11 protein-coding genes are annotated in these 15,543 nt (G+C 39.3%); 9 read left to right on the top strand and 2 right to left on the bottom strand.

Annotated elements, in window-relative coordinates:
• Nucleotides 1-32: 32 nt before the first annotated feature.
• From ACS5PU_RS22345 to ade, 8 genes are all read left to right on the top strand, one after another.
• The gene (locus ACS5PU_RS22345) at nt 33-1,226 is read left to right on the top strand and encodes an LVIVD repeat-containing protein (RefSeq protein WP_439461381.1); all 1,194 of its coding nucleotides are present in this window, start codon (nt 33-35) and stop codon (nt 1,224-1,226) included.
• Nucleotides 1,227-1,345: 119 nt separating this feature from the next.
• On the top strand, nt 1,346-2,227 hold the full coding sequence (gene tatC / locus ACS5PU_RS22340) for a twin-arginine translocase subunit TatC (protein WP_439461380.1): 882 nt from the start codon (nt 1,346-1,348) through the stop codon (nt 2,225-2,227).
• 45 nt (nt 2,228-2,272) lie between these two features.
• Entirely contained in the window at nt 2,273-2,710 is a 438-nt protein-coding gene (gene rpiB / locus ACS5PU_RS22335) for a ribose 5-phosphate isomerase B (RefSeq protein ID WP_439461379.1), read from the top strand.
• A gap of 28 nt (nt 2,711-2,738) precedes the next feature.
• On the top strand, nt 2,739-4,373 hold the full coding sequence (locus ACS5PU_RS22330) for a M28 family peptidase (protein WP_439461378.1): 1,635 nt from the start codon (nt 2,739-2,741) through the stop codon (nt 4,371-4,373).
• A 304-nt stretch (nt 4,374-4,677) separates the two neighbouring features.
• Nucleotides 4,678-4,887 (top strand): type II toxin-antitoxin system VapB family antitoxin, encoded by a 210-nt coding sequence (gene vapB / locus ACS5PU_RS22325; RefSeq protein WP_439461377.1) that lies wholly within the window; start codon nt 4,678-4,680, stop codon nt 4,885-4,887.
• Nucleotides 4,888-5,026: 139 nt separating this feature from the next.
• Nucleotides 5,027-6,412, top strand: a complete 1,386-nt coding sequence (locus tag ACS5PU_RS22320) for a LutB/LldF family L-lactate oxidation iron-sulfur protein (RefSeq protein ID WP_439461376.1) — start codon at nt 5,027-5,029, stop codon at nt 6,410-6,412.
• A gap of 30 nt (nt 6,413-6,442) precedes the next feature.
• On the top strand, nt 6,443-8,419 hold the full coding sequence (locus tag ACS5PU_RS22315) for an alpha-ketoacid dehydrogenase subunit alpha/beta (RefSeq protein ID WP_439461375.1): 1,977 nt from the start codon (nt 6,443-6,445) through the stop codon (nt 8,417-8,419).
• A 99-nt stretch (nt 8,420-8,518) separates the two neighbouring features.
• A complete protein-coding gene (gene ade / locus ACS5PU_RS22310; protein WP_439461374.1) occupies nt 8,519-10,156 on the top strand; it encodes an adenine deaminase in 1,638 nt (545 codons plus the stop codon).
• Nucleotides 10,157-10,242: 86 nt separating this feature from the next.
• Here the strand turns inward: ade and ACS5PU_RS22305 are convergent, their stop codons facing one another.
• Both ACS5PU_RS22305 and ACS5PU_RS22300 read right to left on the bottom strand, forming a co-directional pair.
• Nucleotides 10,243-10,851, bottom strand: a complete 609-nt coding sequence (locus ACS5PU_RS22305; RefSeq protein ID WP_439461373.1) for a SprT-like domain-containing protein — start codon at nt 10,849-10,851, stop codon at nt 10,243-10,245.
• A 492-nt stretch (nt 10,852-11,343) separates the two neighbouring features.
• Nucleotides 11,344-13,614 (bottom strand): helix-turn-helix domain-containing protein, encoded by a 2,271-nt coding sequence (locus tag ACS5PU_RS22300; protein ID WP_439461372.1) that lies wholly within the window; start codon nt 13,612-13,614, stop codon nt 11,344-11,346.
• A 290-nt stretch (nt 13,615-13,904) separates the two neighbouring features.
• Between ACS5PU_RS22300 and ACS5PU_RS22295 the strand changes: the two genes are divergently transcribed.
• The gene (locus tag ACS5PU_RS22295; RefSeq protein ID WP_439461371.1) at nt 13,905-15,488 is read left to right on the top strand and encodes a peptide chain release factor 3; all 1,584 of its coding nucleotides are present in this window, start codon (nt 13,905-13,907) and stop codon (nt 15,486-15,488) included.
• Nucleotides 15,489-15,543 lie beyond the last annotated feature (55 nt).

Raw genomic sequence — 15,543 nt, 5'->3', positions numbered from 1 at the left:
TTACTTTCGTTTAATAACAAAACACTCCGATTATGAAAAAAAATCTAATTAACGCATTACTTCTCCTATTTGCGTTCGCGGTATTTACCGGCTGTAAAAAAGACGAGTATGAAAAGGTACAGATTGTGAAAATGATTTCTGTTCAGCAAATGAGAGCTTTGCCTGTAGGAATGACCAAAGCTACGCAAGCGAAAAAAACAGGAAAAATATACCTTTACAACGATTATCTATTCATTAACGAACCCAATGAAGGCATTCATATCTACAACAACACCAATCCAATTGCCCCTGTAAATGTGGGTTTTCTTCAAATTCCAGGAAACGTAGATCTAGCAGTCCGCAACAATATCCTTTACGCCGATAACTTTATTGATTTACTGGCCTTTGATATCTCAAACATGAGCAATATCAAACAGGTTAAAAGAGTAACTGATGTTTTCAATCAATTGTATACCCCCGGTGCTCAAAAATATCTTTACTACTATAAGGATACCCTAATCAAAAAACAGACAAACAAGGAAAAACTATATTACGACGCTGCCACTTACAGCAGCAGTAATGCTTCTGGTCAGGGTGGCTCGATGGCCAGATTTACCTTGATGAACGACTACTTATACACTGTTGGGATGAATAATTTAAGTTTGTTTGACATTAAAAATGCCTCAAACCCAACTTTTTTAAAGGCAATTAGCCTAGGTTGGGGTGTTGAAACCATCTTCCCTTACGAAAGCAAATTATTTATTGGTACGAATCGAGGTATGCATATTTTTAGTGCTGCCGATCCGGCCAATCCCGTACAACTTTCTACCTACAGCCATATTTTTGCCTGCGATCCTGTTGTGGTACAAGGAAAATATGCTTACGTTACTTTGCGTACAGGCAACATGTGCAGGCAAGCAAGCAATCAACTAGAAGTTGTAGATATAGAAGATCCAACCAAGCCGAAACAGGTTGCGGTTTATCCCATGCAAAATCCACATGGCCTAAGTACGAGTGGAGATAACTTGTTTCTCTGCGAAGGTGCCTATGGAATAAAGAGCTTCAGCATTGCTGATAAAACCAAAATCGGCAACAATATGCTGCAGCACTTAAGTAATATCAAAAGTTTTGATGTTATTGCTGGCCCTAAATCTTTAATCGTTACAGGAGAAGAGGGCGTATACCAATTTAATTATACCAATGCTGCAAATTTAAAGCAACTGAGCATAATTACAGGGCAACCTTAAAATTACAGCCAAGGCTATATTCTATTTTTTGAAGCATTTCTCATAATAATATAAACTATTTCTATATTTAACACGTAAATACCATTCTATTCAAATAGAATGGTATTTTTGTTTTCAACATGAGCGACACTAAAAAAAATCTACTTACAAAAGCTATCGGACAAAAGAGCACCACATTAGAGGCAGAAATGTCTTTCTTCGATCACCTGGATGTTCTCCGCAAACACTTAATCAGAGCCGTAATTGCCATCGCCGTTTTTACCGGTATCGCTTTCTACTTTAATGAAGAAATTCTGGATAAAATTATCTTCGGCCCAAAGAAACCTGATTTCTGGACCTACCGCATGATGTGTAAGCTGGTAGAACACTTTCCATCCTTAGGTAAGGATATGTGTATTACCAAAATTAACGGCGAAATTATCAATACCGAAATGGCAGGTCAGTTTAACCTTCAGTTAAATGTTTGCGTAATGTGCGGTATCGTGGTCGGGTTCCCTTACCTGTTGTGGGAAATATGGCGCTTTATTAAACCGGCCCTACATGATAATGAACGTAAATCGGCCAGCGGTTTTGTTTTTTTTGCATCTATCCTTTTCATCGTAGGTATCTTTTTTGGCTATTTTGTAGTTTGCCCGTTATCCGTTAACTTTTTAACAGGTTATACGGTAAGTGCCGAAATCAAAAATACCTTCACTGTCGATTCATACCTTTCATCAGTTGCTACCCTAACTTTGGGTACAGGCATTATCTTTGAGCTTCCGGTAATTATTTTCATCCTATCGAAGCTGGGTTTAATGACCCCAAAATTAATGAGATCGAGCAGAAGATATGCCGCCGTAATTATCTTGATTATTGCTGCCATTGTTACGCCAACACCTGATATTATGACCATGTTAATCGTAGCAACTCCTTTGTTCTTGTTGTACGAGCTTAGTATTTTTGTTTCTGCATACATTGAAAAAAAGAAGAAAAAGGCCGAAACTGCTTTCTATGCTAACTAACAAAAACATTACGAACAGATTTCATAATTCTCTATAAATTTGACAATGTCTGATACAAAAATAAAAATTGCTATTGGAGCGGATCACGCCGGGTTTGAGTACAAAGAAATATTAAAAGATTTTTTGAAGGATTACGAAGTCAAAGATTTTGGTCCTTATTCAGACAGCTCTGTTGATTACCCGGATTTTGCCCATCCGGTTGCTTCAGCGGTAGAAAGTGGAGATTTTACCTATGGCATTTTACTTTGTGGTTCGGCAAATGGTGTAGCCATAACCGCAAATAAGCATCAGCACATTAGGGCTGGCTTATGCTGGGAAAATGAGGTGGCTTCGTTAGTGCGCAAACATAATAATGCAAATGTTTTGTGTATTCCAGCAAGATTTGTATCGGCAGCATTGGCAAAAGAAATTACGGATACCTTTTTAACTACGGAATTTGAGGGCGGTCGTCACCAGAACAGGGTTGAAAAAATTTCGTGTTAACAAGAAACTCAACTAACTATTATCATAAATGAATAAAAAATTTTTAGCCCTTGGCGTGGCTTCGCTTGTAACAGCGAGCTGCTTCGGCCAGATTAAACCACTCGTTCCCAATAAGGATGCGATAAAATTTAGTAAGGCCATTAACCCAGAGAATGCCTACAAACACCTATCGGTATTGGCATCTGATGCTTACGAAGGACGTGAAACCGGTACTAAAGGCGCTTGGATGGCGGCAGATTACATCCGCGATTATTTTAAATCACTCGGTTTAAAAGGCCCTGTTGATGGCGGTTATTTTCAGAAAATTGATCTGGTTAATGTTACTTTGAAAGAGAGTCATGTAACAGTAAACGGACAGCCTAAAGAATACCAGAAAGATTACGTTGTATTGCCTACTCTGATCAGCGATAAAGGTTTTACTTTTTCTACCGACCAGGTGGTATTTATCGGTTACGGAATAAAAAAGGATAACTATAACGATTTTGCCGGAACAGATATTAAAGGAAAAGTGGTTATGATGTTCAATGGCGGCGATCCAACCCTTAAACCAGGTGCAAGGATTGATAGGGCTGCCAATCGTGCCATGCTTGATGCCAGAGCGAAATATTTTGCCGAGAACAATGTTAAGGCTATCATTTTAATCGATCCAAGTGTTGACCGGATTACCGAAAGTTCTAAACAAGCGCAGAACAAAGGCCGCGTAATGGTTAAAACCAATGCTGCTATCGAAGCTCAAAAACAAAATGAAATTCCACGTATTTCAATATCAGTTGCAGTAGCCAACGATCTTTTAAAAGCAACCAATACAACTGTTGCCGATTTACAAAAGAAAATAACCGAAAGCGTAACTCCTGCTTCACAGGTTTTGAGTGTTCCATTTTCTGCAAGCGCTGCAAAAACTGAAACACCGGTTAGATGCGAAAATGTTTTAGGTTATTTAGAAGGTTCTGACCCAGTACTTAAAAAGGAAGTTTTGGTTCTTACAGGCCACTATGACCATATTGGCTTAGTAACCGATCCAAATGCAACAGATAAAGTAAACAATGGTGCAGATGATGACGGATCGGGCACAACTGGTGTTTTATTAATGGCAAAAGCATTTACCGATGCCAAAAAAGCTGGTAAAGGCTCTAAACGCAGTATTTTATTTATGACTGTTGTTGGAGAAGAAAAAGGCCTTTGGGGTTCTGAATGGTACTCTGAGCACCCTGTTTTCCCAGTAGAAAATACAATTGCTGATTTAAATACCGATATGATTGGCCGTACCGGCGAAGAATATTTGGGTAAACCAGATTCTGCAAACTACATTTATTCGGTAGGTTCTAAAATGTTGAGCAGCGATTTAGCTAATATCAGTGAGCAGGTTAATGCAACTTATACCAAAATGAAATTGGATTATAAATACGATGATCCAAAAGATCCTGAGCAGATTTATTACCGTTCAGACCACTATAACTTTGCAAAGTTAGGTATTCCGATCATTTTCTATTATGATGGAATGTTACAGCAGGACTACCACAAACCAGGTGATGAAGTAAGTAAAATTAACTTCCCGCTTTTGTCAAAAAGAGCAAAGTTAACCTATTTTACCGCATGGGAATTGGCCAACAGAGCTAAACGTCCGGCAGTAGATATGGATGGAAAAGGCAATCCGAAGAAATAATAAAGTAAAAATACCAAGCCCCGGCAAAATATCGGGGCTTTTTTTATGCTTGAACTCCTCCATATTATAACCTGAGTTTGACATTCATACATACTTAGAGGTCTACTTTAACATCCTAGATAATAACCGTCACCCTGAATTTATTTCAGGGTCTATATTACAGGAAAGATGCTCATCCTAAATATTTGGGAAAGTATGACAATCGAACTCTTTATTTGGCCATAAAATTAATGGCCCTAATAAATACTAATCGAATAGAGGTTATATTTTAAAATCAAAATGTTATTTTTAACAAAACAAGTTTATGGACCATTTGCATATACTAGAAAAAATCAAAATGATTCCTGTTGCCAACCAACAAGAGGTTGAAAACTTTATTGATTTTATTTTGCAAAAGGCAGCAAAAAAACGTGATATAGAACAAAAAACCAGAAAACTTGGCTTACTAAAAGGAAGGATGAAAATGAGCGATGATTTTGACGAATTACTTAGCGATTTTAAAGAATACACCTAGAAAACATGTCTTTTTTTTCAGCATGGCTTAATTTTTCTAAAAATAAACTCAATAGGGTTTCCTATCTTTGGTTTTTATAACGAAGAGGCTAAAACTAAAATTAGCTAATAGTCGTTACCTATTACAAAAACCACAATTGATGAATATAGCCGAAGAATTTTTAGAGAAATCTGATGAGAAAGCTTTCGATTTACCGCATCGTAAAACCATAAACTACAATATTGGTAAATACAATGCAGCTGTTGAGCGCGGCTTATCAAAATTCGAAAATTTAGAGGCATCCAAAAAAAAGGCACACGTGATCAAATGGCGTGTAATGGAAAACCTGGATAAATTTTTACCCGAGTTCGAATCCAATTTTCAACGTCGGGGTGGTAAAGTAATCTGGGCCAACGATGCCGAAGAAGCCCAACAGGAAATCCTCAACATCATTAAAAGAAACAACGGTAAAACAGTTATCAAATCAAAATCGATGACTACCGAAGAAATTCACCTGAACGATTTTTTAGAGAAGAACAACATCGAATCTTTAGAAAGTGACCTGGGTGAATACATTGTTCAGTTGCTTGGCCAGGCACCATATCATATCGTGACACCAGCCATGCATCTCAGTGCGGCCGATATTGCCCAACTGTTTCACGATAAATTTGGCACCCCTATTGATTCCACACCACCGCAACTGGTACAAAAAGCAAGGGAATTACTAAGAGATAAATACTTAAATGCCGACATCGGAATTAGTGGCGGTAATTTTCTTATTGCCGATACGGGCAGCATTGCCATTACCGAAAATGAAGGAAATGCGCGCTTAAGCACAACTTTCCCTAAAATTCATATTGCTATTGTTGGTATCGAAAAGGTAATCCCATCTATTGCAGACCTGGATCTTTTTTGGCCGCTGCTGGCCTCGCATGGAACCGGACAGAATTTAACTGTTTATAACACCATTTTGAGTGGTCCACGCCAGCCCAACGAGACTGATGGTCCCGAAGAAATGTATGTCATTCTTCTGGACAATGGCCGCACCAATTTATTGGCACAAAAAGATCAGAGGCAGGGCTTATACTGCATCCGTTGTGGTGCATGCTTAAATGCCTGCCCAGTTTATAAAAACATTGGTGGCCATACCTACAATACTACTTACAGTGGGCCTATAGGATCGGTAATTACACCGCATTTAAAAGGCATGGAGGAGTTTAAGCACCTAAGCTATGCATCAAGCCTCTGTGGCAAATGCTCGGAAGTTTGCCCCGTTAAAATCGATATCCATAAAATGTTACTGCTTAACCGCCGAGATGCTACTGCAGGCCATGAAAATGGCAAAAAAGAAGAAATTGGTTGGAGTATGTTCAATAGGATGATGCAAAAGCGCAAGTGGATGGATTTCTTTGGCGGTAAGTTTAAAAACTTTATGCTTAAAACTTTTTTTAAAAAGAGCTGGGGCAAATACCGGGAAATGCCAAAAGTTGCCGATAAATCTTTTGCCAAACAGTGGGAAGAACTGAAAAAGAGCAAGGAATCTTAAGTCCGGAAAAAATAGTCAAAATAGCCAGATATGCATTTCAACCGACGAGATAAAGACGACAAATTCTTACTGAATTTATATAAAAGACTTCTTTACCCCCGAATGGTTGAAGAAAAAATGCTCAAGCTTTTGCGCCAGGGAAGAATTGGCAAATGGTTTTCGGGCATTGGCCAAGAAGCAATTGCCGTAGGCAGTACTTTGGCCATGCAAAGCAATGAATATATTTTGCCCATGCACCGCAATTTAGGTGTTTTTACCTCGCGCGATATTCCCTTAAAAAAATTAATGGCCCAATGGCAGGGTAAAACAACAGGTTTTACCAAAGGCCGCGACCGCTCTTTTCATTTCGGCACGCAAGATTATAAAATTATAGGGATGATATCCCACCTAGGCCCGCAAATGGCCTTGGCTGATGGCATTGCGCTAGCCGACCTACTCGCCAATAAACAACAGGCCACCTTGGTTTATACCGGCGAAGGCGCAACCAGCGAAGGCGATTTCCATGAAGCCATAAATGTCGCTGCCGTTTGGAACCTCCCCGTAATTTTCTTGATCGAGAACAATGGATACGGACTTTCTACACCAAAATCAGAACAGTTTAGGTGTAAAAACCTGGTTGATAAGGCTATTGGTTATGGCGTAGAAGGTGTTCAGATAGATGGAAATAACATTTTAGAAGTTTACCACACCATTAACCAGCTGGCCATGGAAATCAGAAAAGATCCAAGACCGGTTTTGGTAGAATGCCTTACTTTTAGGATGCGCGGGCATGAAGAAGCTTCGGGCACCAAATATGTTCCCCAAGAGCTATTTGATGAATGGGAAAAGAAAGATCCGTTAAGTAATTATGAAGCTTATTTAATTGAGCAGGGTGTATTAACATCCGATTCAGTTATCGATATAAAAATTGAGGTAAAAAAGGACATTGAACTGGAAGTTGAGGAAGCTTTTAACGAACCCGAACCTGTAGCCGATGCGGCGCAGGAAGAAGCAGACATGTACTTTCCTTACCAACAGGAAGTAATCGATCCCGATCAAACCACAAGTGAGAAAAGATACCTTGATGCAATTTCTGAAGCATTGGATTTAGCTATGGAAAAATATCCAAACCTCGTTTTAATGGGACAGGATATTGCAGATTATGGTGGGGCTTTTAAAATTACAGATGGCTTTACGGCCAAATATGGCAAAGCTAGGGTCCGCAATACCCCTATTTGCGAATCGGCCATTGTAGGCGCAGGTTTAGGCCTTTCCATAAACGGCTATAAAGCTGTTGTAGAAATGCAGTTTGCCGACTTTGTAACTGTAGGTTTTAATCAGATTGTGAACAACCTTGCCAAAACACATTACCGCTGGGGCGAGAAAGCTGATGTGGTAGTGCGAATGCCAACAGGCGCTGGAACTGGCGCTGGGCCATTTCATTCGCAGAGCAATGAAGCCTGGTTTACCAAAACACCTGGTTTAAAAATTGTTTATCCAGCTTTCCCCCAAGATGCCAAGGGTTTGTTATTGGCGGCCATTGAAGACCCAAACCCTGTACTTTATTTTGAGCATAAGTATTTGTACCGAAGTTTATCGGCCCCTGTTCCAGATGGTTATTATACCACCGAAATAGGCAAGGCGGTTACTTTAAAAACCGGGAACCAGTTTTCGCTGATCACCTATGGTTTAGGCGTACACTGGGCTTTAGATTATTTAGACAGCCATCCCGAATTAGCCGCAACCTTGATTGATTTACGCACATTACAGCCTTGGGACAAAGAAGCCGTTAAAGAAGCAGTTAAAGCAACGGGAAGAGTTTTAATTCTGCACGAAGACACCTTAACCAATGGTTTTGGAGCAGAAATATCGGCATGGATAGGAGAGCATTGCTTTCAATATCTGGATGCACCAGTAATGCGCTGTGCAAGTTTAGATACGGCAATTCCAATGAGTAAGGTTTTAGAAGATGATTTCCTGGCGAAGGCTAGGCTAGCAGAAACGATAGATAAATTATTGAATTACTAACACTTATCGTCATGCTGAATTTATTTCAGCATCTCTGAGCTAAGATCCTGATCCCGATGTTAAAATATGGAAAGGATGACGACGGTTAAACACAAAGAAATGAGCACATTCAAAGTCGAAGGGAACATAGTCAATATCACAAAGCGAAATATTTTCTTTGGCGAAGTGGAGGTTGAAAGTGGAAGGATAAAATCAATCACCAAAATTGCTGAGCAGCAGGAAGGAAGTGGATTTATCATCCCCGGATTTATCGATAGCCATGTGCACATTGAAAGCAGCATGTTAATTCCGAGTGAATTTGCAAGATTGGCCGTGGTGCACGGCACTGTCGCTACCGTTAGCGATCCGCACGAAATTGCCAATGTATGCGGCATGGAAGGTGTTGAGTTTATGATAGAAAACGGAAATACCGTTCCTTTCAAGTTCAATTTTGGCGCTCCAAGCTGTGTTCCGGCAACTGTTTTCGAAACTGCAGGTGCTGAGTTGAACCATACAGATGTCCAAAAACTTTTGGAACGTCCGGAGATTAAATACCTAAGCGAAATGATGAATTTCCCAGGGGTACTCTATAAAGATGAAGAGGTATTAAAAAAGATAGCTGCCGCCCATAAGCTAGGTAAACCGGTTGATGGGCATGCACCGGGCTTACGTGGTGATGCCGTTCAAAAATACATCAATGCAGGCATTTCTACCGATCATGAGTGTTTTACTGCCGAAGAAGCTTTGGATAAACTGCAGCGCGGGATGAAAATCCTGATCCGCGAGGGCAGTGCAGCCAAAAACTTCGAAGCATTGATTGATCTGCTTAACGATTGGCCAGAAATGATGATGTTCTGCAGCGATGATAAACATCCGGATAGTTTGGTAGAAAATCATATTAACGAAATCTGCGCAAGGGCAGTAAAAAAGGGCATCGATGTTTTTAATGTGCTAAAGGCTGCCTGTATTAACCCTATTCTTCATTACAAGCTGGAAGTTGGCGCTTTACAGGTAAACGACAGTGCAGATTTCATTGTAATTGAAGATCTTCAAAATTTTAAGGTTAAACAAACCTATATTGATGGTGTACTATTGGCCGAAAATGGCAAAGTGATTGGCAACTGGATAAAACATGTAGAAGATAAAGAATCGGTAAACCATTTTGACTGCAACTTAAAAAAGGAAGAAGATTTTATTTATCCCTTCAGCGGGCAAAAGGAAATTCCGGCAATTGAAGCTTTAGACGGTCAATTGATTACGAATAAACTGTTTGTTGTCCCTAAGGTTGAAAATGGAAACATCATTAGCGATATAGAAAATGATGTATTGAAAATGGTTGTGGTAAACCGTTATCACGATGCGCCAATTGCGGTTTCTTTTGTTAAAAACTTTGGCTTAAAAACTGGTGCTATCGCCTCAAGCGTTGCACATGATAGCCATAACATTATTGCCGTTGGTGCAGACGACAAAAGCATCTGCGAGGCTGTAAATTTAGTAATCCAGGAAACCGGAGGTGTAGTTGCGCTCGGAAATGGGAAAGAAGAAGTTTTGGGCTTGCCAGTTGCCGGCTTAATGAGCAATGAGAATGGCTACAAAGTTGCAGAAAGTTATACATCTATAGATCAGTTTGCCAAAGATTTAGGCTCAACATTGCTTGCACCGTTTATGACGCTATCTTTTATGGCACTCTTGGTGATCCCTCATTTAAAACTGAGTGATAAAGGCTTGTTTGACGGCGATGAGTTTAAGTTTGTGTAGATAGGGAGGCCGTCACCCTCAATTTATTTCAGGGTCTATTTAGCTGGAAGGATGCTGAAACAAGTTCAGCATGACGATCATGAAGATTACTCCTCCACAAAAACCTCAGCCAAAGGATTAAATAAATACAAACGCTTATCATCCAGGCATACACATCGATAACGTTTCCTAATCCTTTCGCCTTTTGTAAAACGTCTGCCATCTTTAATTTTGAAAGTAGTATTGATGGGCAATTGTTCTAAATGTAATGTTTCTGTTTTATCACTGTCGTACTTTTTTAAAGCCCGCGATAAATGTAAATCTGAACAGCTTGAAGCTGCTGGATTTGACATATAGTTATCAATCGCTTTATGGATATCATCAGGAAAAATATTCATCTCAAAGAAAGGGACCATCATCCGCTGAAAATTCTTTTTCCACTCCGAGCCATGGGGTTTTACCTTATTCTTAAAATCATTCCAGGTAAGTAAATGGGCAAATTCATGCACAGTGGTAACCAAAAAAGCGTAGTGATTGAGGTTGAAATTAACTGAAATACGGTGTCCCTTACCTTGGTAAGGATGCCGGTAATCGCCCAGTTTTGTAGAACGGGTTTTGGCTATCTTAAATTCACACTGAAAATAATCTATCCACTTTGCAATTAGCGGTGCCGCTGGTTCGGGCATATACTGCGCTAAAACTTTAACCTTTTCCACAAATGCTAAGATAAATATTTTTAGGTTTTTAATCACCGCATGCACAAATATTTACCTAGATAACAGAATTTTATGGTTGAGAACCATAGCCTGCACGGGATTTAGATAAAGGCTCTTTGATTACCATTTAACACGTTCTAAAAATTAATTTGCCATTAGAATAGCCTATTTTTTCTAAATATTCAAATATAGTCGTCACCCTGAATTCATTTCAGGGTCTATTTTGCAGGAAAGATGCTGAAACAAGTTCAGCATGACGAATCGTTTTAAGCAAGTGACTAAAAATTTATTTAATATTAGATTACAATACAAATACTCCTTTATAAGGATATTCCACATCCTAAATAATTATGAATATATATAGCCAATCCAATAATAATTCTTGTTAATAAGTCTTCTTCCATTTGCACTTATATTTATTAATAAATTGCGTGCATAATACTCGGTTTTCTCTGCGCCTTGTCTTCGTGAACTCTGTGGTAAAAAATCACCTTACTCCTCCGATGGAAACAACGAAGCCAACACCAGTTTAATCTCGCCAAAAGAATAATCCTTCCCTAAAAACTCCCTGATGGTAGCCATAGATTTTGTTTTCTGGCTTTCAACGGCATCGGTAATATTCCTGATTTTATTGGCTTTCACCATTTTGCTTACATCCAATTGTTGGGTAGAAACGTAATATGCCAAATGCCCTTCAATGGTACCTACAGAAAAACCACGTTCTTTGGCTATTTCCTCGATGGTTTTACCCTGCTCGTAAAGCTCGAAACTAACCAGTTTGGTATCTACTTTGGGTTCTTTCTTTTTCTTTTCAGCAGCCGATTTCACCTTTAAGGTAATTCCTTTTAACTGTATGGCCTTTTGCAATTGTGCATTGCGCTCGGATGTATTCAACAAGGCATCGGTATCGGCTTTACTAAATTCTTTACCCTCAATAATGGCCTGTAATAAAGCTTTACCCTTGTGCATTTTTTTGAGCTGTTCATATACCAAAATCTCCAGTTCAAGCAATTCGGTTAAATAGGTTTTAATCTGTTTTTCTTCTTTTATTGCCTCAATATGGGCTAAAAACTGATCAGAAATACCTTTTACCAAAGGATTGAAATATTTCAATGCGGCATCTACCCTTTTCGAAACATTAAATAGCGTGTGCTCCGTTTGTTGGGCAAACAGATTTTTAAGCTGGTTGATAAAAGTATCGGCCGTTGCGGTAATTTTCTGGAAATCCTTATAAAGATCCATCGTCCAGCTATCATAACGCTGTTTTGTCGATTTTGCTTCGCTTTTATCAAAAGTCTGCATGTGTTCTTTAAAGTAATAACGCACCAGATTCAGATCAAAGGCCGATAATAAATAGGTTCTGATGAAATCGTAACTTTCGGCACTAATCTGTTGATTCAGCACCTCGGAAGTTTGCTTTGTTTTAGAAAAATAGTGGATATTCTGATCCTGCTGCAAACCGCTATCACGCAGGTGGGAAGTTAAAACCAAACCTTTAAGCGAGCGTAAACGCGAAAGTGCGACATAGGCCTGTCCAGGGGCAAATGCATCTCCGATATCAATAATGGCTTTATCGAATGTTAAACCCTGACTTTTGTGCACCGTAATGGCCCAGGCCAGTTTTATCGGATATTGGATAAATGAGCCGGCAACATTTTCATCAATTTCATTAGTGGCCTCATTCAGTTTGTATTTTACGTTTTCCCAGGTATAGGGCGAAATCTTGATGACTGTTTTATCCTCCGGCAGTTCAATTTCTACGGTATCCTTTTCAATATGGTGTATCACCCCGATTTTACCGTTGTAATACCGCTTTTCGGCGGTCATATCATTTTTGATAAACATTACCTGCGCACCAACCTTAAGTTCCAAACTTCTATCATTTGGGTAGGCATACTCGTTAAATTCACCCTGCACTTTGGCTTCAAAAAAGTACGATTTGGTTTGGAGCTGGGTTAAGCGTTCCCTGTTTATGGCGTCGGCTTTATTGTTGTGGGTAGTTAGGGTAATGTAATTTTCATGTGCAGCAGGTTTGAAATCCTGTTTAAAGTGCTGTTTTAACAAGGCAGTATCTTCGGCAGTAATGGTATTGTTCCTCAAATTATTAAGCAGATCGATAAATACCGAATCATCCTGACGGTAAATTTTATCCAACTCAATATAAATTGGCGGATTATCCTGCAAAGCCAATGCATCAAAAAAATAAATGCTTTTATAAAAACCGGCCATCACCCTCCATTCGTCGTTTTTTACCACCGGAGGCAACTGGTGCAGATCGCCTATAAACAAAAGCTGAACACCACCAAAGGGCACATTTCTATTTCTGCGGATGTAGCGCAATGAAAAATCAATTGCATCCAGCATATCGGCCCGCAGCATACTTACTTCATCAATCACCAATAGTTCCAACTCCTGGATCATGCGGCGCTTATTGCCCTGCATATTAAGATGCTTAACAATTGTACGGGGCGTATTGAAGTTAAATGTAATGTTCTGATTAATAATACTGCCAGCAGCATCAGGGAAAAAAGCACCAAAAGGCAACTGAAAAAGCGAATGGATGGTAACCCCTGCCGCATTGATGGCTGCAATGCCTGTTGGCGCACAGATCATTGCTTTTTTATGCGTAAGCTGGATAAGTTTGCGTAGAAAAGTTGTTTTTCCAGTTCCCGCCTTTCCGGTTAAGAAAACATGTTTCGACGTGTAATTTACAAATTTAGCCGCAATTTCTGCGGGCATAGAAGTTTCTTCTAAAGTGGGCATCAGCAGTAAAATTTTAGTTTGCAATAAACGGCGGGATGAATAAAGCTAAACATTTTAGCACAAAAATAGGTATGATTTATAAAATTTCAGGATTATTTTGTTTTTTATCTTTAAGCTATCGACGTGGGTTTAAACCTTGGCCAATTTCGTGAGATGGTTTTAAACCCTGGGCGATAGTGCAATTAGCCAGTTTTTCGTATCTTTGCAACCTCATGGAGCAAAAATCTAAAATTCTTCTTTTAGCAAGATTTCTTTAACGCTTCCGCCTATCTTATAATTTCCTTTTTATTATGCTTAACCCTGAAATAGAAAAACGTAAAACCTTTGCCATTATTAGTCACCCCGATGCGGGCAAAACCACATTGACAGAAAAATTTCTGCTTTTTGGTGGTGCCATCAATACGGCCGGTGCGGTTAAAAGGAACAAAGCCAATCAAAGTAACACCTCCGATTTTATGGAGATTGAAAAGCAACGTGGCATTTCGGTTGCAACCTCTGTTATGGGTTTCGAATATAGCGGAAAACGCATCAATATTTTAGATACACCGGGTCACAAAGATTTCGCTGAAGATACGTACAGAACTTTATCTGCTGTAGATAGTGTGATTTTAGTGGTTGATTGCGTGAAAGGTGTAGAGGAACAGACCGAAAAACTGATGTCGGTTTGCCGCATGCGTAATACCCCTGTAATTATCTTCATCAATAAAATGGACCGTGAAGGTAAAGAAGCATACGATTTATTGGATGAAATTGAAGAAAAACTGAATATTAGCTTATGCCCACTTTCTTGGCCAATTGGGCAAGGGCATACCTTTAAAGGGGTTTATAGCATTTACAATAAACATTTAAATCTTTTCAATTCAGATAAAACCAAAGTAACAGATTCGGTTGTGGCGGCAAGCGATTTAAACGATCCATCTTTGTTGAATTACCTGAAAGAAAACGAAATCAACACGCTAAAAGATGATGTGGAGCTGGTTGACGGCATTTATGGTAAGATTGATAAAGATCTGTACACCGATGGTTTAGTTGCTCCGGTATTTTTTGGCAGTGCCATCAACAACTTCGGTATTAAAGAACTTTTGGATACTTTTATTGACATTGCCCCTAGTCCTAAGCACCGTGAGGCCGAAGAGCGTGATGTATTGGTGGAAGAAAAAAACTTTAGTGGTTTCGTATTTAAAATCCACGCCAACTTAGACCCCAAACACCGCGATAGGATTGCTTTCTTGCGTATTTGCTCGGGTAAATTTGAGCGCAATAAATTTTATTACCATACCCGTCAGGATAAGAAGCTGAAATTCTCCAACCCGATGGATTTTATGGCCAATGAGAAAAGTATTGTAGAAGAGGCCTGGCCTGGTGATGTGGTAGGTTTATACGATAGTGGCAACTTTAAAATCGGCGATACTTTGACCGAAGGCGAAAAACTGCAGTTCAAAGGAATCCCAAGTTTCTCTCCATCTATTTTTAAAGAAGTAGAAAACATGGACCCAATGCGTACCAAACAATTGGAAAAAGGCATTGAGCAATTAACGGATGAGGGAGTTGCGCAATTATTTGTAATGCAACCCGGAAACAGAAAAGTGATCGGCGCTGTTGGTGAGCTACAGTTTGAGGTAATTAACTTCAGGTTAGAGCACGAGTATGGCGCTAAATGCCGTTTCCGTACCTTGAGTTATACCCGATCGAGCTGGGTAACCTCTGCCGATAGAAAAAAACTGGATGAATTTGTAAAGCGTAAGCAACAGCATATCGGCTTTGATAAAGAAGCTAATCCTGTTTATTTGGCCGATAGTGAATACATGATCAACTTAACCAAACAGGATTATCCAGATATCGATTTCCATAAAACAAGCGAGTTTAAGAGTTAAGTTATAACCTTGTCCAATAAAAAAACCTCTTCAAAATTAATTGAAGAGGTTTTTC

It is taken from the genome of Pedobacter sp. GSP4, assembly GCF_051857575.1.
In the GTDB taxonomy this organism is placed as follows: Bacteria; Bacteroidota; Bacteroidia; order Sphingobacteriales; family Sphingobacteriaceae; genus Pedobacter.
This window is presented reverse-complemented; position numbering and strand designations above follow the sequence as displayed.